General features: G+C 62.8%; 14 protein-coding genes and 1 tRNA gene. 9 read left to right on the top strand and 6 right to left on the bottom strand.

What is annotated here, in order from left to right; translation table 11 throughout:
* Positions 1-37: 37 nt before the first annotated feature.
* From topA to H2510_RS18245, 4 genes are all read left to right on the top strand, one after another.
* The gene (gene topA, locus H2510_RS18260) at positions 38-3,049 is read left to right on the top strand and encodes a type I DNA topoisomerase (protein ID WP_186629701.1); all 3,012 of its coding nucleotides are present in this window, start codon (positions 38-40) and stop codon (positions 3,047-3,049) included.
* A 167-nt stretch (positions 3,050-3,216) separates the two neighbouring features.
* Positions 3,217-3,732 (top strand): DUF3558 family protein, encoded by a 516-nt coding sequence (locus H2510_RS18255; RefSeq protein WP_186629700.1) that lies wholly within the window; start codon positions 3,217-3,219, stop codon positions 3,730-3,732.
* 73 nt (positions 3,733-3,805) lie between these two features.
* Complete coding sequence (locus H2510_RS18250; RefSeq protein WP_186629699.1) at positions 3,806-4,993, top strand: DNA polymerase III subunit delta'; 1,188 nt, start codon at positions 3,806-3,808, stop codon at positions 4,991-4,993.
* A gap of 145 nt (positions 4,994-5,138) precedes the next feature.
* Positions 5,139-5,214 (top strand) — tRNA-Thr (locus H2510_RS18245).
* 241 nt (positions 5,215-5,455) lie between these two features.
* Here the strand turns inward: H2510_RS18245 and H2510_RS18240 are convergent.
* A complete protein-coding gene (locus H2510_RS18240) occupies positions 5,456-5,623 on the bottom strand; it encodes a hypothetical protein (RefSeq protein WP_186629698.1) in 168 nt (55 codons plus the stop codon).
* A gap of 68 nt (positions 5,624-5,691) precedes the next feature.
* Entirely contained in the window at positions 5,692-6,312 is a 621-nt protein-coding gene (locus H2510_RS18235; protein WP_186629697.1) for a TetR/AcrR family transcriptional regulator, read from the bottom strand.
* A 49-nt stretch (positions 6,313-6,361) separates the two neighbouring features.
* On the opposite strand from H2510_RS18235, the gene H2510_RS18230 reads away from it, so the two are divergent.
* The 3 genes from H2510_RS18230 to H2510_RS18220 all read left to right on the top strand — a co-directional run bounded on the left by H2510_RS18230 (position 6,362) and on the right by H2510_RS18220 (position 12,263).
* The gene (locus tag H2510_RS18230; RefSeq protein WP_315901421.1) at positions 6,362-8,512 is read left to right on the top strand and encodes a molybdopterin-dependent oxidoreductase; all 2,151 of its coding nucleotides are present in this window, start codon (positions 6,362-6,364) and stop codon (positions 8,510-8,512) included.
* A complete protein-coding gene (locus H2510_RS18225) occupies positions 8,509-10,155 on the top strand; it encodes a 4Fe-4S binding protein (protein ID WP_186629695.1) in 1,647 nt (548 codons plus the stop codon). Before H2510_RS18230 ends, H2510_RS18225 begins: the two co-directional genes overlap by 4 nt.
* A 260-nt stretch (positions 10,156-10,415) precedes the next feature.
* Complete coding sequence (locus H2510_RS18220; protein WP_186629694.1) at positions 10,416-12,263, top strand: APC family permease; 1,848 nt, start codon at positions 10,416-10,418, stop codon at positions 12,261-12,263.
* Between the two features lie 39 nt (positions 12,264-12,302).
* Here the strand turns inward: H2510_RS18220 and H2510_RS18215 are convergent, their stop codons facing one another.
* From H2510_RS18215 to H2510_RS18200, 4 genes are all read right to left on the bottom strand, one after another.
* On the bottom strand, positions 12,303-13,322 hold the full coding sequence (locus tag H2510_RS18215; protein WP_186629693.1) for an LLM class flavin-dependent oxidoreductase: 1,020 nt from the start codon (positions 13,320-13,322) through the stop codon (positions 12,303-12,305).
* 271 nt (positions 13,323-13,593) lie between these two features.
* The gene (locus H2510_RS18210; protein WP_186629692.1) at positions 13,594-14,004 is read right to left on the bottom strand and encodes a hypothetical protein; all 411 of its coding nucleotides are present in this window, start codon (positions 14,002-14,004) and stop codon (positions 13,594-13,596) included.
* A gap of 84 nt (positions 14,005-14,088) precedes the next feature.
* Positions 14,089-15,759 (bottom strand): phospholipase D family protein, encoded by a 1,671-nt coding sequence (locus H2510_RS18205; protein WP_186629691.1) that lies wholly within the window; start codon positions 15,757-15,759, stop codon positions 14,089-14,091.
* Positions 15,760-15,871: 112 nt separating this feature from the next.
* Positions 15,872-17,002 (bottom strand): NADH:flavin oxidoreductase, encoded by a 1,131-nt coding sequence (locus H2510_RS18200; protein WP_186629731.1) that lies wholly within the window; start codon positions 17,000-17,002, stop codon positions 15,872-15,874.
* A gap of 94 nt (positions 17,003-17,096) precedes the next feature.
* Between H2510_RS18200 and H2510_RS18195 the strand changes: the two genes are divergently transcribed.
* On the top strand, positions 17,097-17,918 hold the full coding sequence (locus tag H2510_RS18195) for an SDR family oxidoreductase (RefSeq protein WP_186629690.1): 822 nt from the start codon (positions 17,097-17,099) through the stop codon (positions 17,916-17,918).
* Positions 17,919-17,988: 70 nt separating this feature from the next.
* Positions 17,989-19,134 carry an acyl-CoA dehydrogenase family protein gene (locus H2510_RS18190; RefSeq protein ID WP_222438909.1) on the top strand — a complete coding sequence of 382 codons (1,146 nt, stop codon included), beginning with the start codon at positions 17,989-17,991 and terminating at the stop codon, positions 19,132-19,134.
* The last annotated feature ends 56 nt before the right edge of the window (positions 19,135-19,190 follow it).

The raw sequence follows: 19,190 nt of genomic DNA, 5'->3' as shown, positions 1-19,190 counted from the left end.
CTTCGAGTCAATGCAATAGGAAAGGTTCGGCAACAAGGTGGCAACACGGAATAACGGCACGGGGGACGGGTCCACCGGCAGCTCTGTTGAGCCGCGCCGTCTTGTCATCGTCGAGTCCCCGACCAAGGCGAAGAAGATTGCCCCGTACCTCGGTCCGAACTACGTGGTCGAGGCATCCGTAGGGCACATCAGAGACCTCCCACGTGGAGCGGCCGACGTGCCTGCCAAATACAAGGGTGAACCGTGGGCCAGGCTCGGTGTGGATGTCGATCACGACTTCGAAGCTCTGTACGTGGTGTCGCCGGAGAAGCGAAGCAAGGTCGCCGAGCTCAAAAGTCTGCTCAAGGACGCCGACGAACTCTACCTGGCCACTGACCCTGACCGCGAGGGTGAAGCCATTGCTTGGCACCTCCTCGAGACCCTGAACCCGAAGATCCCAGTTCGACGCATGGTGTTCAACGAGATCACCAAACCGGCCATTCTGGCAGCGGCCGCCGACACCCGCGAACTCGACCAAGACCTTGTCGACGCGCAGGAAACCCGCCGAATCCTCGATCGCCTGTACGGCTACGAGGTCAGTCCGGTCCTGTGGAAGAAGGTCATGCCGAAGCTCTCGGCGGGCCGTGTCCAGTCCGTCGCGACTCGCATCATCGTGCAGCGTGAGCGTGACCGGATGGCGTTCCGCACAGCCGAGTACTGGGACATCTCGGCGACACTCGACGCCGGAGCCGATGCGGCACCGCGCAGTTTCGGTGCCCGTCTGGTCAATGTCGATGGCAATCGTGTCGCGTCGGGTCGAGACTTCGGAGCCGACGGCAAGCTCAAGACCGACGCCGTGACCGTTCTCGACGAACCACGTGCGCGCAGGCTCGCCGACGCACTTCAAGGCGTCGACCTGACCGTCGCGTCTGCCGAGGACAAGCCGTACACCCGCAAACCGTACCCACCATTCATGACGTCGACGCTGCAGCAGGAAGCCGGCCGCAAACTGCGTTTCAGCTCGGAACGAACCATGCGCGTTGCGCAGCGGTTGTACGAAAACGGCTACATCACCTACATGCGTACCGACTCCACGAACCTGTCGGAGTCCGCGATTGCAGCCGCACGGGCGCAGGCAACCGATCTGTACGGTGCGGAATACGTCCATCCGTCGCCGAGGCAGTACACACGCAAGGTCAAGAACGCGCAGGAGGCACACGAGGCCATCAGGCCTGCGGGTGACGTATTCCAAACGCCAGGCCAGCTCCATTCGGCGCTGCAGACCGACGAGTTTCGTCTGTACGAGCTGATCTGGCAGCGCACGGTCGCATCGCAGATGGCGGACCTTCGCGGCACGACTCTTACTTTGCGTATCACCGGAACAGCAGGCACCGGAGAAGAGTGCACGTTCTCCGCGGCTGGTCGCACCATCACTTTCGCAGGCTTCCTGAAGGCCTACGTCGAAAGTGTCGACGACGAGGCCGGCGGCCAGTCCGACGACGCAGAATCCAGACTTCCTGCGTTGAAAGCCGGGCATGCGGTGACCGCTACCGCGCTCGATCCGGATGGGCATACGACCAACCCGCCGGCACGGTATACCGAGGCCTCGCTGATCAAGACCCTCGAAGAGTTGGGGATCGGTCGACCGTCGACGTACGCCTCGATCATCAAGACCATTCTCGACCGCGGGTACGTCTACAAACGTGGCAGCGCGTTGGTGCCGGCGTGGGTGGCGTTCTCGGTCGTCGCACTCCTCGAGACGCACTTCGGCCGACTCGTCGACTTCGACTTCACTGCCGGGATGGAAGACGATCTCGACGCCATCGCCGGTGGTCGCGAACGTCGCGGTGATTGGCTCAACAGCTTCTACTTCGGTGGCGACACCGGTGCCGAAGGTTCTGTCGCGCGTTCGGGCGGACTGAAGAAGATGGTCGGCACCAACCTCGAGGACATCGACGCTCGAGAAATCAACTCGATCAGGCTGTTCGACGACAGCGAGGGACGCGAAGTCCACGTACGCGTCGGCCGCTACGGTCCGTATCTCGAGCGGCTGGTCCGCAACGACGACGATCCTGACGGGGATCCGATTTCACAGCGCGCCAACCTGCCCGACGACCTTCCCCCTGACGAGCTGACGCTCGAGTTCGCGGAGAAGCTGTTTGCGACTCCGCAGGAGGGCCGCAAGCTCGGCTCCGATCCGCTCACCGGCAACGACATCGTCGCGAAAGAAGGCCGTTTCGGTCCTTACGTGACCGAGATACTGCCCGAGCCGCCGGCCGAACCGACACCTCCCGAGCCCGACATCGTTCCCATCCCGCAGGGCGAAGAAAGTGGCGGTGGCACCAAAACTGCAGTAAAGAAGGCTGCTGCGAAAAAAGCGCCCGCCAAGAAGGCGGCGAAGAAGGCCACCGGCCCGAAACCGCGCACAGGCTCACTACTGAAGTCGATGGACCTCGCGACCATCACGCTCGACGACGCGCTCAAGTTGCTGTCGCTACCGCGAGTGGTCGGCGTGGACCCCGAGTCGAAAGAGGAGATCACCGCTCAGAACGGCCGCTACGGCCCATATCTGAAGAAGGGCACCGACTCCCGTTCACTCACCGACGAGGAACAACTGTTCACCGTCACGTTGGAAGATGCGCTCAAGATCTACGCAGAACCGAAGCGTCGCGGACGTCAGGGTGAAGCGAAGCCACCGCTCCGCGAGCTCGGGATCGATCCGGTCAGCGAAGCGCCGATGGTCATCAAGGACGGACGATTCGGGCCGTACGTGACCGACGGTGAAACCAACGCCAGCCTCCGCAAGGACGACGACGTCGCCGACATCACCGACGATCGTGCGTCGGAGTTGCTGGCGGACAGGCGTGCTCGTGGCCCGGTGAAGAAGAAGGCCACCAAGAAGGCGACGACCAAGAAGGCCACCGCCACCAAGACCGCAACGAAGACTGCGGCCAAGAAGGCACCGGCGAAGAAGGCTGCAGCCAAGAAGGCGCCCGCGAAGAAGACCGCGGCGAAGAAGGTTGCCGCAAAGAAAACCGTCGCGAAGAAGACGCCGCCGGCCGAGGGTTAGCCGCTCGCCCCTTTTTGCTTGAATGGTCCATTCATGTTCTCTGCCAACGTGAATGGACCATTCAAGCTATCTGTCATCTTGAATGGACCATTCAAGCGGATGGGTGTTGACCGAACACGACTGGGTAACGCTGGAACCAGCGGGGCGTTCGCTACGTCCAAGTGGGTGTGAGGAAGAAACTAGCCGTAGTTGCATGCTGTCTACTCGTGTTGTCGGGGTGCGCTCGATCGGTCGAGGGTAAAGCTGTCGTCGAGGACCCGTGGCATGGGCAAGGCCAATCGAGTTCGGCGACTCCACCGACGACCGAGGCGGTAACTTCTGTGGAGTTCGACCCATGCGATTTAGACGAAATCACGCTGACGATAGCGGTAGGTGTGGATCCGAAGACGGTCGTGCCGATGTCGGGCGGGTGCGTCTGGACGGGTGAGGATGTTGCGTTCACTGCCACGATCCAGGCAGGCCTCCCGCTGGATTCGATCGAGGGGACCGCCGGTGTCACCGACCTGACCTACATCGACGTAGGTACGCGAAGGGTTCAAATCTTCGCGTACAAGGGTGATTCTTGTGTGGCAGTGGTCGATATCGACGGCCGAGCACTTCAGCTGACGATGATGGAAAAGGACTTCAGCTCGTTCTGTATCAGATTGAGCGTGGCGGCGAGAATCCTCGTAGAGGACATCTAGGTCGGGTGGTCCGTCTATCGGGTAGCACTGCGACCGTCTACGGCGTCGTAGTCGGCGACTAGGATCACCACCCATGGCAGGAGTATTCGATCGGCTGATCGGCCAAGAGGACGTCGAGTTGCAGCTGACCACTGCAGCCGTCGGTGCACGCAATGGCGATACCGGGTCCGCCATGACTCACGCCTGGCTTTTCACCGGGCCTCCCGGCTCAGGACGTTCGGTGGCCGCACTGTGTTTCGCCGCCGCCCTCCAATGCACGTCGGAAGGCTCACCGGGCTGCGGCGAGTGCCATGCCTGTTCGACGACGATGGCAGGAACCCACGGCGATGTTCGACGCATCATCCCGCAAGGATTGAGCATCAGCGTCAAGGAAATGCGTGACATCGTCTCGATAGCGTCCAGACGTCCGAGCACCGGCCGGTGGCAGATCGTCGTGATCGAGGACGCGGACCGTCTCAGTGAGGCCGCTGCCAACGCGCTGCTCAAGGTCGTCGAGGAACCACCGACGCGGACCGTCATGCTGCTGTGTGCGCCGTCGACCGATCCGGAGGACATGTCGGTGACATTGCGGTCGCGCTGCCGCCACATCCCCTTGGTGACGCCTACCGCGTCGGCCATCGCAGGAGTGCTGCAGACCCGCGACAAGCTGGACCAGAAAACAGCGGAGTGGGCCGCGTCGATCAGTGGCGGTCATGTCGGGCGCGCTCGACGTCTCGCCAAAGACGAGGACGCCCGTGCTCGACGGATGCGTGCGCTGGGGCTCGCATCGGCCGCCGCTCGCCCCACACAGGCTTATCTCGCAGCCGAAGAGATGGTGAAGGCCGCCGAAACGGAAGCAGCGGAGATCAGCGCTGCGCTCGATGGCGTCGAGATGGAAGAGCTTCGCACCGCATTGGGCGGCGGCGGTACCGGCAAGGGCGCCGCGGGGGCGCTACGCGGGTCTGCAGGGGTCATCAAGGAACTGGAAGCGCGGCAGAAGTCGCGTCGCACCCGCAACGTGCGTGACTCCTACGACCGAGCGCTGATCGATCTCGCCGGCCTGTATCGCGATGCGTTGGCCCGCTCGTACGGGTCGACGGCCGTGCTCAATCACCCCGACATGGCCGAACAGATCGAACGGATGGCCAAAGGTGCCTCACCGGAGGCGCTGCTGAAGAGCATCGAGGCCATTCTGCGCTGCCGCGAGTCTCTGGCCCTCAACGCCAAACCGAAGTTTGCGGTGTACGCGATGGTGGCGTCGTTGGGTTCGGCGCTGAGCTGACCCCATCGCTTGGGTGGTTTATCGAGGCCGGCCCCATCGCTTCAATGGTTCATTCAGGCTGACAGATAGCTTGAAGCGGCCATTCAAGCAGGCGATTTTCATTTGGGCGGGATGCTCCGTTAGACTCACGAACGCCGAAAGGCACGCCGCCTTAGCTCAGTCGGTAGAGCATTTCACTCGTAATGAAAAGGTCAAGAGTTCGATTCTCTTAGGCGGCTCCACGAAGGCCAGGTCGACAGGGTATTTCTACCCTGTCGACCTGGTCTTTTTTTCGTCCGAGGGCACGTTTACGGCACGGATTCGCGGTGCCAACTGATCGAGGACTGCGCTGGTGTCAGGCGCTAACGCGGCGCGTTCGATGTAGTGACGCTCAGTGACGGCGGTACTGCTGTGGGGGTGCGGGTGTCGTTGTAGGCGCAGAACACTCGTATTTGCAGCATGACCAGTGCGAACTGGTACGAGTCAGAACGCCGAACATGCCACTGAGGTGCTCAACCGGGCGGCGTCGGCATCGACACGACCGGTGAACACGAGTGCGGCGAACTCCGGTCCCAGCAGACTCATCGCCATGGTCACCGGGATCGGCGCCACGGACAAATAGCGGGCACCGCGCGACAGATCGGCGATCACCGCGGCGTGATCTCCGAGAGCGGCAGCACGCGAAATCCGCGGCCGACCGCGCCAGTTCGTCCCAGGCCTCAGCTGCCCTTCTCCTCGACTCGTCCGTACATCGCGAGCCAGAAAGTTCTGCCGAGTGTTTGGGCCATCGCGGCGTCTTCATCCTCAGCACGATCCGCAAGCGCGTCGATGAGAGACGCCCGGGTAGCGGTCACGATGAATCGGGCCGTCTGTAGTGGATCTACCTCTGCGGAGACGATCCCCCGGCGGCGTTCACCCTCGAGACGCTCCGCCATCGTCGCCGTGTAGGAGGCGAGCGTATTGCGAAGCGCCGCAGCGAATTCGCGGTCGGACTCGGCGGTTTCGAGGTAGGCCGCCCAAATTTCCGCGTTCTCGCGAGCAAGCGCGAACATCTGCGCGATCACGTCGGTCAGTGACTGCCACGACGCCCAGTCTGCTCGTTGCCACCAGGTATTGGACGCGGTGATGAAGGCGTCCACGCTAGGCTCCGCGACTCGCTGGATCAGCTCGGTCTTGTCGCCGAAGTGTTGATAGAACGTCGAACGCGATGCGTTGGCGGAGGTGATGATCCGCTCCACCGAGAGATCGGCAAACCGCTCACCCGCTCGCAGCAACTCGGCGGTGGCGTCCAGCATGCGCTGGGCGCTCGTCGTTCGCCGTCTTCGTATGATTGCCTCCACACTATTAATCATACATACTGTTCGAATAAGCGACGAAGGATGGGCCGACGTGTCGAACGTGATTGAGAAGAAGACCTTTTGCGGCATCTGTGAGTCCTCTTGCGGGCTCATCGCCACCGTCGAGGCGAACGAGGTCGTTGCCCTCCGGCCCGATCCCGACCATCCCGCGACGCGAGGCTTCGCGTGCTCGAAGGGTGTCCAGTTTCATCACGTGGTCGCCGATCCGGACCGCGTCCTGTACCCGATGCGGCGCCTGCCCGATGGCCGGTTCGAGCGTTCGACGTGGCAGTCGGCGTTCGACGACATCGGCAACCGGCTACGCGCAATCCAGCGCACGCACGGCAATTCGTCGATTGGTGTTCTCTGGGGCAACCCGATCGCCTGGAACTACGCGAGCTCGATCACGACAATGGGCTTCGCGGCCGCGCTCGAGACCAAGCACCACTATTCGTCCGCGTCGATCGACGTCAACAACTACTGGGCCGCCGCGCACATCATGTACGGCGCAACCGGTGTCAACCCGCTGCCGGACTTCACCGCCACCGACTTCGCACTCATCATCGGCGCGAATCCGGTTGTCTCGCACGGCAGCCTGGTTACCACCGGCCATATCCGTGAGGTCCTGCTCGATATTCCGGCCCGGGGCGGCCGCGTGGTCGTGGTGGACCCACGACGGACGGAAACCGCAAAGCTCTTCGAGCACACCCCGATCCGGCCCGGCGCGGACCCGTGGCTGCTGGGCGCGATGCTCCGAGTCATGTTCGAGGAGAATCTGATCGACTGGAGCACGGTCGCCGTGCAAACCCGCGGCATCGCCACATTGCGGGACCTCACGTTGCACTTCGACCTGGACAGGGCGGCGCTCGAGACGGGAATCGCGGCCGAGAAGATCACCGAGATCGCCCGCGCTATGGCGACGGCGCCGCGCGCCTGCGCCTACGGTCGCTGTGGCACCTCCCTCGGCCAGTACTCGACTCTGACCAAGTTCCTGCTCGACACGCTGTCGGTGGTCACCGGCAACTTCGACTCCCGTGGCGGCATGGTCTTCGGTGACCCGATGGTCGACATCGAAGGCTTCGCAGAACTAATCGGAGTATCCGGGCGCGGGCGGTGGCGCACACGAGTGGACGGGTTGCCCGAGATCAACGGCCAGGCGCCGCTGGCCACGATCGCGACCGAAATCACGACCCCCGGCCAGGGCCAACTACGCGCGCTGATCACGACATCGAGCAACTTCGTCACCAGTGGGCCCGGATCGGCCGAGTCGGCCGCGGCGCTGGAGTCACTCGATCTCATGGTCTCACTCGACCCGTACATCACCGAGACCTCGAAACATGCGCATTGGGTATTGCCACCTGCCCTATGGCTCGAACGCGAACAGATGCCCTGCTTTACGCAGGCGCAGTCGACCGTGCCCAATGCCCAATGGGTCGCACCGGTCGTGTCCGCCCGCGGAGAGGCGCGCGACGACTGGTGGATCGTCGATCAGATCGCCCGCCAGATCGGCATCGTCCCGTCGCCAGTGCCCGGAGCACAGCTGCTCGGACGGTTGGGGATCCGGTTCACACCCGCATTCGCGGTCGATCTACTCACCCGGATCGGGCCCTACGGCGACCTGTTCGGACTTCGTCGTGGCGGGATCAATCGCGGCAAGCTGATGGCTCATCAGGGCGCGATCGCCCTGCGTGACAGCTGTCCGACCGGGGTGCTGCGGAAAAAGATCCACACGCACGACAAACGGATCCACCTCGATTCGCCGGAAATGCTCGCCGAAACGCGCCGACTCGTCGCCGCGCAGCAAGAGAACGCGGAATTTCCGTTGCGGCTGTTCAGCATTCGGGAGTTTCGCTCGCACAATAGCTGGCTGCACAACGTGCCGAAGTTGATGGCCGGGCAGCGTCGCTGCCGGGCAATGATCAATCCCGCCGACGCCGAAACCGCAGGGGTCCATGATCGCGACGAGGTCGCGATATCTTCACCGTGGGGCCGGATCGTGGTACCGATCGAGGTGAACGAGGAGGTCTCGCCGGGCTCGGTCGGCCTGACTCAGGGATGGGGTCACAGCGGGGGCTGGTCGATTGCCACTGCGGCCGGCGGCGCCAGCTACAACGACCTGACTCCGGTGGACCCGGACCTGATCGACCGCCCATCTGGCAACGCCTATTTCAACGGCATCCCGGTGGCGGTGGCGGCGCAATGAGCTACGTCATCACCCAGAACTGCTGCAACGACGCGGCCTGCGCCGATGTCTGCCCAGTCGGGTGCATTCACCCGTCCCCAGGTGAACCGGGCTACGCCAGCACCGAAATGCTCTACATCGATCCCGTCCGCTGTATCGACTGCGGCGCGTGCGCCGAGGCGTGCCCGGTCGACGCGGTCTACTCGGCAGACGCCCTGCCCGACCGCATGCGGCGGTACGAGGAGATCAACGCCGACTACTACCGTGCGACGCCGAGAGTCTCGTTGCCATTGAGCGTGGCACCACCGCGGACCTTCGAACGTACAGCGAATTCGCTGCGCGTTGCGATCGTCGGCGCCGGGCCGAGCGGATTCTACGCTGCCGAACAGCTGATCGAGGCCGGCGCCGAAGTATCGATGTTCGACCGCCTCTCAACCCCTTTCGGGCTTGTGCGCGCGGGCGTAGCACCCGATCACACCCATACCAAGAACGTCACCGACCAGTTCCGCTGGACGGCGGCACGCCGGGAATTCAACACGTTCTACAACGTCGAAGTCGGAACCCACCTGTCGCACCATGACCTGTTGCAGTATCATCACGCCGTCCTCTATTCGGTTGGCGCACTACAGGACCGCCGTCTCGGCATCGTCGGCGAAGACCTTCCCGGCAGTCACGCCGCAGCCGAATTCGTCGCCTGGTACAACGGCCACCCCGACTACGCCGACCGGCGCTTCGATCTCAGCCACCGCCGGGCGATCATCATCGGCAACGGAAACGTCGCCCTGGACATCGCTCGCGTCCTGCTACTGCCCGTCGACGAGCTCGCCAGAACCGACATCGCCGACCATGCCCTCAAAGCCTTGGCCGACAACAACATCGAAGAGGTTGTCGTTCTCGGGCGACGGGGCTCGTCGCACGCGGCATTCACCACACCGGAGTTGTTGGCGTTCGCGCACCTCGATGATATCGACGTCTTCGTAGAAGACGGTGCGGCCCAAGACGCGATCGTGCCGGGGTTCTCCACGCAGCTCAAGACCAAGGTGCTCGCCGAGCTCAACGCAGCCCCACGCGGCAATGCCAAGCGCCTCGTCCTACGTTTCCTGGCATCGCCCATCGAGGTCGTCGGCGACGAGCAGGTGACCGGATTACGTGTCACACGCAACACGATGATCGATGGACGAGCCGAGCCGAGCGGTGAATCGGATCTACTCGATGCCGGTCTCGTGCTCAGAGCGGTCGGCTTCCGGGGCCGAGCGATCAACGGTGTCCCGTTCAACGAACAGGTGGGGACAATTCCCAACGACCACGGACGGGTTATCGGGCCGGACGGCGAACCCGTGCCGGGCGTGTACACCGCAGGCTGGATCAAACGTGGCCCGTCCGGCGTCATCGGCACCAACAAAACCTGTGCTGCGGAAACCGTCGCTCACTTGCTCGAGGACTTCTCGAACGGAAATCTGGCCGACCCCCTCGGATCGGCCGACGACCTGACCACCTTCGTCTCCACCCGCAGGTGCGAATACGTCGACCGGCGCACATGGCAACGAATCGACGAGCACGAACGCACCGCCGGGCGAGCCGCAGGTAGACCAGCGATCAAACTCACCGACACCGCAGCTATCTCCCGGATCGCGGTTCTTCCAACATCCGCCGACCCCGCATAAGTCAACGCATGACCCGCAGCGGGCCTCCGTGACGCTCAGGCGCCGGTAGATCGCTGCGAATGGGGACGCGCAAGAAAGGATGCGGCCCGGAGACCACGGAGACCGCACACCGGCATGTCGATGCGTTGGTGTGCCCGAACACCGTCGCCGACTTCGCCGAGCGTGCCGTATCCGATCAATGCCGTCGATATTGTCGGCTATCCCGTCAATATTTCGACAAGAAACGATTCGACGCCGATGGTCCGTGCGAGTGTCGAGCGATGAGACATTCAGTGATACTCGGGCACCGTGGGGCCGTATCGGCAACACCACGGCCGGCGCGAAACACCGAAAAGCACAAGCTTTCCGTCGCAACCGGATTGGCGGGGTTGTCGCTGGACGCGATGGCCTCGGTGTCGTATGGCCCCGAGGCAATCGTGCTCGTTCTCGCTCTCGCCGGTGGTGCCGGTATCGGGTTCACTGTGCCGGTGACCATCGCGATCGCGGTGTTGCTGGCGGTTCTGGTGGCGTCGTACCGTCAGGTGATCGCTGCGTTTCCCCAAGGCGGTGGTGCCTACGCCGTCGCGAAGAAGCATCTGAGTCCTCGTGCAAGCTTGGCGGCCGCCGCGTCGTTGATCGTGGATTACACCCTCAACGTTGCGGTATCGATCGCCGCGGGTGTGGCGGCTTTGACCTCGGCTTTCCCCGCACTGCTTCCTTATACGGTCTGGATTGCGCTGGCGATACTCGGTGGGATCACTGCGTTGAACCTCCGTGGAATCGCGGAGTCGGCGCGGGTGTTCATGCTCCCGACCGCGATCTTCGTCGTGAGTATCTTCACCGTCATCATTGCGGGACTGTTTCGTGATCAGCCCGCCGCGGTCGCGGCTCCGTTCCTGGCCGACAATGCGCATACGATCGGTATTCTTCTTCTCCTCAAGGCGTTTTCGAGTGGCTGTGCTGCACTGACAGGTGTCGAAGCGATCGCGAATGCGGTACCGAGCTTCAAGACGCCTCGGGTGCGCAATGCTCAGCGCGCCGAGGTCGTCCTTGGAATTCTGTTGGGCACCATGCTGATCGGGCTCGCGGTGCTGATCGAGAAGTTCTCCTTGACGCCGGTGCACGGTGCGACGGTCCTATCGCAGCTCACCTCCGCATCACTCGGAAATGGTGTGGGCTACTACGTCGTGCAATTCTCCACGGTGATACTTCTTGCACTGGCAGCGAATACCTCGTACGGCGGACTTCCCAACCTGATGCGACTGCTCGCCGAGGACAATGTCCTTCCTCATCGCTTCAGCAGGAAGTCGCGACGCGAAGTCTTCACCTACGGTGTTCTGTCCCTCGGTGGCGTTGCGGCACTGCTGCTCCTCGCCTCCGGCGCACACATGAACACGTTGGTCCCGCTGTTCGCTATCGGAGTCTTCATCGGATTTACTCTCGCCCAGTTCGGCATGGTGCGGCATTGGCTGGCGGAGCGCACTCCTGGCTGGAAGTGGCGCCTGGCGCTCAACGGTTTCGGTGCATTGTTGACGGCCGTGGCTGCTGTGGTGACCACCGCAATGAAGTTCACCGAGGGAGCGTGGCTGATCGCGTTTGCCCTGCCGGCACTGATCCTCGGGATGGAACGCATTCGAGGTGCGTACACGCACATCGGCACACGACTCACCACAGTCGACGGGGTCGAGACCTCCCGCGGCGTCCGAGTCGAACCGGCTGTTTTGGTTCCGGTAGCGGAACTCACGGCACTGTCCGCTCGGGCGATGGCTGCAGCGACTGCTATGTCATCGGAGCCGATCGCGATCCACGTCTGCATGGGCGACGAGTCGACGGCAGACTTCACGCAACGCTGGGAAACCCGCTATCCGGATTCGCATCTGATCGTCATCGATGACACCGAAAACTCGGTTGGACTGTCCATTGCCCGGTATATCCGGACCCACTTCCCGCACCAGGAAACATTTGCGGTGGTCGCCACCATCGACCCGGCCACCAGATGGCACAAGTTCCTGCCTAGTCAACGCACCGACGAAATCGCCGGTGTACTACGCAAACACACCGAAGCGGTGGTGTGCCAGATACCGGTCCGCATCGATCCTGCAGACCGATACCGCCCCTTGCGCGCCTGACGACCAAGTCGTCGCCGACAACCTCTGCGTATCGGCGCGCTACCGCCACCCGAGTGCTGGGGCAACTTCGGTGAGTAGCGCGTCGAGGACGTGGGCGCAGTAGTCGACGCCCAGTTGATTGGGGATGGTCAGCAGCAGGGTATCGGCGGCAGCGATGGCCTCGTCCTCGGCCAGGTCCGCGATGAGTCGATCAGGCTCTCCGGCATATGTTTTGCCGAAGCGGGCTTTGCCGCCGTCGAGGTAACCCACCTGGTCCTGGCCTGTGCCCTCGCGGCCGAAGTAGGCGCGGTCGAGATCGCTGACGATGGGAAAGATGCTGCGACTGACCGAGACCCGGGGTTCGTGCGGGTGGCCTGCGTCGGACCAGGCTTTACGGAATCGAACGATCTGCTCGGCCTGGAGTTGATGGAACGGTACTCCGGTGTCTTCGCTGAGGAGCGTCGAACTCATCAGGTTCATGCCCTGCTCGGCAGCCCATTCGGCGGTCTGCCGGGTGCCGGCTCCCCACCAGATTCGATTGCGAAGGCCCTCGGAGTGCGGCTCGAGGCGCAACAATCCGGGAGGATTGGGGAACATCGGCGACGGATTCGGTTCGGCGAATCCCTTGCCTTCCAGTAGCTCGAGGAACTGTCGGGTGTGCGCGCGAGCCATCGCCGCGTGGTCGGACCCCTCCGGTGGCGTGTGCCCGAAGTAGCGGTATCCCTCGATGACCTGCTCGGGCGATCCCCGGCTGATCCCGAGCTGAAGCCGGCCGCCCGAGATGAGATCCGCGGAACCGGCATCCTCGGTCATGTAAAACGGGTTCTCGTAGCGCATGTCGATGACGCCGGTGCCGATCTCGATCTTGCTCGTTTTGGCACCGACTGCGGCGAGTAGCGGGAACGGTGAGGAAAGTTGGTTGGCGAAGTGGTGGACGCGGAAGTAGGCACCGTCGGCACCCAGTTCCTCGGCAGCAACTGCGAGATCGATGGATTGCAGTAGGACGTCGGAGGCCGATCGAGTCTGCGACTGAGGATTTGGCGTCCAGTGGCCGAAGGACAAGAACCCGATGTTCTTCATGTGCGTCTACTTCCTCGATGTCGGGCAAAAGATGGCTGCACGTCCCAACATACACAGATTAGGTTCTAGCTTCAACCAAAGTTACTCACAGCCGTGTAATTCAATTTTGCCGTGTCCTACCTGCGGAAATAGTGATGGGCGTGAGATCTATCCACAAGCCATCCACAGCCTGAAGGCCTTGGTCCTCGAGTTATCCACAGTTTCATCCACACCCTGTTAGTGCATATGTTCGAAACCGAAATACCGGCAGGTATCTAGTGCAGTTTTCGCACTAAGCGGCACGACGCAGCTGCCGCAATCGCGACACAAGACCCCCGGCGACTACTGCTTGGCCGATGAACAGCGCGAGAGGCAGCATCAACAACTCCCACCCTGTCGTGGCGAAGTAACCTGCCCAGAGAACGATCGCGAAAGCGATTGTGCAGGTGATGATCTGACCGGCGGCCATGGCTGAGGTTGCGTATTGTCCGGCGCGCACCACTCGCGGAAGTGCGATGGCCCCTGCGATGGCTCCGATCAGCGAAGCAACTACACCGACCACCGTTGGAAACACCACCATAAGCTCGAACAGCGGCCCCGGTTCGATCACACCGGAGACCACCAGCTGAGGTACGCAGTACAGCAACACCAACATCGTGCAGAGCACCGTCAGGGCCGAAAGGTACGTCAGTGTCACCTTCACGATCAGGTTGCTTTTCGTACAGTTCGATGCCAGGCACTCGTCATGCCCCACGATCTCATGCTTGGAGTGGACACCCGGTCGGACTCAGAAGTGCTTTCGCAGCCGCATCCCGAAAGGGCGACCGTCGGGATCGACGAACAACCTGTATGCCAGCGATGCGAGCCGTTGCTGCCATTCCGGTGGCACCTCGATGTTGTGTGCGCGCAACCTTCCCGCAGGCCGTGGTGTCGCCCCTGGTGCGCGGTGCCAGGCGTCGAGACGATCGGCACTCGCACCGACGACGTCGAAGAACGAGCCGGGATCGAGAAGATCCGCGTCGTCCCCCGGCGCGCGATCGAGGTGCTCACGCATCAGCTCGAGGCGTAGTGAACGTGCGAATACCCGGGCATGATCGCCGTGACCACCCGGGTCGGCCGGCTCGCGTCGGTCGACATCTTCGTCGATGATTGCGGCCGTCAACTCCGAATCATGCGTCCACGAGCGGCGATTGAAGTTGTCCGATCCCACGGCCGCCCACACATCGTCGATGATGCAGACCTTCGAATGCACGTACACCGGTATGCCGCGGTCGTTTTCGATATCCAGCACCAACACTCTCTCGCCGCCCGCGTCACGAATGACATCGAGCGCCGCCGAGTGACCGAGCAGCGCCGACGGAATGGTGATCGCGCTGTCGTCGTCGAGATGCTTCGGTACGACGATGACGAGGCGAAGATCGGGTGAACGCCGCAGTGCAGCGGCGAAGACGCGCGCTACGTCCACGGACCACAGGTACTGATCCTCCACGTACACCAGCTGGCGAGCGCGACGAAGGGCTTTTGCATACGCGCGCGCGGCACTGCGCTCACCCTTGGTGGCGAACGGATATGCCGGTCGGCGGCGGGGGTACGTCCGCAGTAGCTGCACCGAGCACGAGCCCAGCGGATCGGGGCCGGCCGGCGAATCCGGGAGCTCCGAAGGCTCGCGTGTCACTCCCCGGAGAATATCCGGTAGTGCGTGCCAGGGTAGCCGCGACAAGGCAGCCGGGTCCTCCCAGCGTTCTCGAAACACATCCTCGACGTCGCGGACTGCGGGGCCCTCGAGCTGAACCTGCATGTCGTGCCACGCGGGAGTCTCGCCGTACTCCGGCGGGAAGGGCCGACTGACCGGGTCACCGAAGTGATCGGCGTCGTCCCGGCGGGCGCGTGCAAGATCGATGCCCCCGACGAACGCGACGTCCTGAAGATCTTTATCGACGTAGCGAATGACGACAAACTTTTGATGATGACTTCCCAGCATGAGAACTCGCTGGTCGAGGATGACTTCTCCGCCTGCCTCTTCCAGCCGCTGGGCGAGCTTGCGGTTCTTCGGTCCCGTGAACCCGAGAGTCTCGATATGCGAGCGCCACACCATGCCCTTGACGATCCCGCCGCGCTTGGAGACGCCGGTCAGTGCATCGTCGACTGTCTCACCGTCGTCGGTGAGGAGCTGCTCCGGATCGCCGCGCCAATCGGTGAAGAAGACCAGGTCGTCACGCCCGGCTTTGGACAAGGCCTCGGCCAGATGCGCGAAGTAAGTCTTCCCATGCACCAGCGACGTGACGCGATTGCCCTCGGTCCACGCCGCGATCCGGGTATCGGGATTGTCGCGTTCCTCGGCGCTCAGAAACCACGGATGGGCCGAGTCGAAGTCGCGAACCTCGTCGTCGAGGGCGGTGATACTGCGTCCGAGTCGCTTCGCCACCACGTCGATCATGCGGCGTGCTCGTTGCGTCATCACGCACGAGATTCTGTCAGAGCCCGCCGCGAGATGCCGCATCCGGTGTGCGCGGTCATTCCCGCGGCAGGCGCTGCCGATGTCTGCGCGGCACTATCGCCGCAGGCTGAAATCAGTTCAGTGAGGTGATGTGCTCGCGGGCGAACGGGATGCGGTCGTCGAGACGTCCTTGCTGAACCTTGTTGACCCATTCGGGGTCGGACAGTAATGCCCGGCCGACGGCGACGATGTCGAACTCTTCGCGCGCGAACTGCGCGAGCAGAGGGTCGAGACTGGTTGTTGCCGCGGTGGAATTTTTGCCCCACGCACCGGTGAATACCTGGTCGAGGCCGACCGAACCGACTGTGATGGTCGGCAGTCCGGTGATCGACTTCGTCCAACCGGCGAGTCCGCGTTCACCTTCCACCCCGGACAGCTCAGGGAAGGCGGGCTCCCAGTGACGTCGCGTCGAGGGATGCAGAACATCGACACCCGCGTCGACCAGCGGCGCGAGGATGCGTTCGAGTTGCTGTGGAGTCTGGGCCAGGCGGGCGTCGTAGTGGCCCGATTTCCACTGCGAGAATCGGTAGACGATCGCAAACTCCGGGCCGACGGCAGCACGAATGGCTGCGACCACCTCGGCAGGGAATCGGGTACGGGCCTCCAGTGAACCGCCATATCCATCTTCGCGAGTGTTGGTCTGCTCCCACAGGAACTCATCGAGGAGGTACCCGTGCGCACCGTGCAGCTCGACGCCGTCGAATCCGGTCTTCTTGGCGTTGACCGCGGCATCGACCCAGAACTGCTTCTGCTCTTCCAGATCGGCGGCGGTGAACGCTCGGCCGACCGGTGAGCCATCGAGAGCGAGTCCCGACGGGCTGACGGTGACGACGTCGGGGTTGAACCTTGGGCTCGCGCCTCGTTCGACACCGAGATGCCATAGCTGAGGGATGATCGCGCTGCCCTCGGCGTGCACTGCGTCGACGACGCCCTTCCAGCCTCCGAGGCTTTCGTCGCCGTGGATGTGGGGGACTCGGGAGTCCGGGCCTGCTGCCGGGTCGGGGATCAGCGTGCCCTCGGTGATGATCAGCGAGGTCCCACCTGCGGCCCGCTTGCGGTAGTACTCGGCGACATTTTCGCGGGGCACTCCGCCTGGAGAGAACGCGCGTGTCATCGGTGCCATCGCGAAACGATTGCGCAACTTCAAGGACTTCACCTCGATGGGGGTGAAGAGTCCGGCTGCGTCGAGGTCGAGGTTGCTCACTGCGGGTTGAGTCACGTAGCGGTCCAACTATTAGGGCGTAGCCGCTATTCCTTCGGGCGGCAATGTGCGACGGGGGGCGTGCTATACCTGGGTGATGAAGGTTACAGGCAAGGTCGCGATCGTCACCGGTGGTGGCGGAGGAATCGGTGGAGCGCTCGCCGAGCGACTGGTCGCAGAAGGCGCCCGTGTGGTCGTTTCCGATCTGAATGCGACTGCTGCTTCTGAGGTCGTCTCCCGTATCGAGCAGACAAGTCCGGGCGCGGCGGTATCCCTCGGCGGGGACGCGTCCGTCGTCGAGGACATCACCGCACTCATTGCGCTCGCCGAGGATTCTTTCGGCCCGGTAGACCTTTATTTTGCGAACGCCGGGATCGGCGGCGCGCCGGGATTGGACGCAAGCGAGGCCGACTGGGATCTGTCGATCGACGTCAATCTTCGTGCGCACATCAGAGCTGCGCAGCTGCTGGTGCCCACGTGGATCGAACGCGGTGAGGGATACTTCGTCAGTACTGCTTCGGCTGCAGGGCTGCTCACTCAAATCGGTTCTGCCACATACTCGGTCACCAAGCATGCGGCCGTGGGCTTCTCGGAGTGGCTCAATGTTACCTACGGCGATCGTGGTATCAGAGTCAGCTGCCTGTGCCCGATGGGCGTCAACACCAAGTTGCTGTACGAGGGGCAAGAGTCCGGAAGTGCCTTGGGTGCCGCTGCGACCAAGGCAGTGTTGGCCGCCGGTGACGTCCTCGAGCCGGCCGATGTTGCCGAGATCGTGCTCGCCGCGATGGACGCAGAACAGTTCCTGATCCTCCCGCACGCCAACGTGTTGGACATGTACCGCAACAAAGGATCCGATTACGACCGGTGGCTTCGCGGAATGCGCCGCTACCAAACCGCCCTCATGGGCGAAAACAACTGAGGGGAAACACGTGTCGTTCTTCGAAACTACCGACCGGGCCAAGAAGTACGAAACCGACCTGCTCGAGTTCATGGACTCGCACATCTACCCGGCCGAGGCCGTGTACAGCGAACAGATGCGAGAACTCGGCGATCCACACGGTCAACCTCAGATCATCGAGGACCTCAAGAAGGAAGCCCGGTCACGGGGACTGTGGAATCTCTTCCACCCGCACCCCGAATGGGGGCCAGGGCTCACCAACCTCGAATATGCCCCGCTCGCCGAGATCATGGGTCGAAGCCTGCTCGCGCCGGAGGCATGCAATTGCAACGCCCCCGACACCGGCAACATGGAGGTCTTGACGCTTTTCGGGACCGAGGAGCACAAAGAGAAGTACCTGAAGCCCCTGCTGGACGGCACAATTCGGTCCGCATTCGCCATGACCGAGCCTGCAGTTGCCAGTTCCGATGCCACCAACATCGAGATGAGCATGGTGGAAGACGGTGACGACTACATCCTCAACGGCCGCAAGTGGTGGACGTCCAACGCGATGCACAAGAATTGCAAGGTGCTCATCGTCATGGGCAAGACCGATCCGAGCGCGGCCACCCACCGTCAGCAGTCGATGTTGGTCGTCCCGATCGATGCTCCCGGCGTCACGGTAGTCCGCAATCTCCCGGTCTTCGGCTACATCGACCGAGAAGGGCATGCCGAGGTGCTCTTCGAGAACGTGCGAGTGCCCTCGAAGGACGTGTTGAAAGGCCCGGGTGAAGGTTTCGCCATCAGCCAGGCACGTCTCGGGCCCGGTCGCATCCACCACGCGATGCGCACCATCGGCGTGGCCGAGCGTGCACTCGAATTGCTCTGTCGCCGTGCGGTATCGCGAGTCACGTTCGGGAAGCCGATTGCGACGCGAGCCAACATTCAGGACTGGATAGCCGAGGCGCGCATCGATATCGAGATGACGCGACTACTGACTTTCAAGGCCGCTTATCTGATGGACACGGTCGGCAACAAGGAAGCGCGTACCGAGATCGCAGCCATCAAGGTTGCTGCGCCCGAGATGGCTCTGAAGATCATCGACCGCGCCATCCAGGTCCACGGGGGCGGAGGCGTCAGCGACGACTTCCCACTGGCCATGATGTACGCCCACATTCGGACGCTGCGACTCGCCGACGGCCCCGACGAGGTGCACAAGATGTCCATCGCGAAGATGGAGTTGCGCAAATACATGTGAACTTTCATCCGGGTACCGACACACGAGAGCGGAAATACTTCCCAGGAAGTATTTCC

The organism is Rhodococcus sp. BP22, from assembly GCF_014281965.1.
Classification (GTDB): domain Bacteria; phylum Actinomycetota; class Actinomycetes; order Mycobacteriales; family Mycobacteriaceae; genus Rhodococcoides.
Note: the sequence above shows the minus strand (reverse complement) of the source record. Positions and strands in the feature narration are given on the sequence as shown.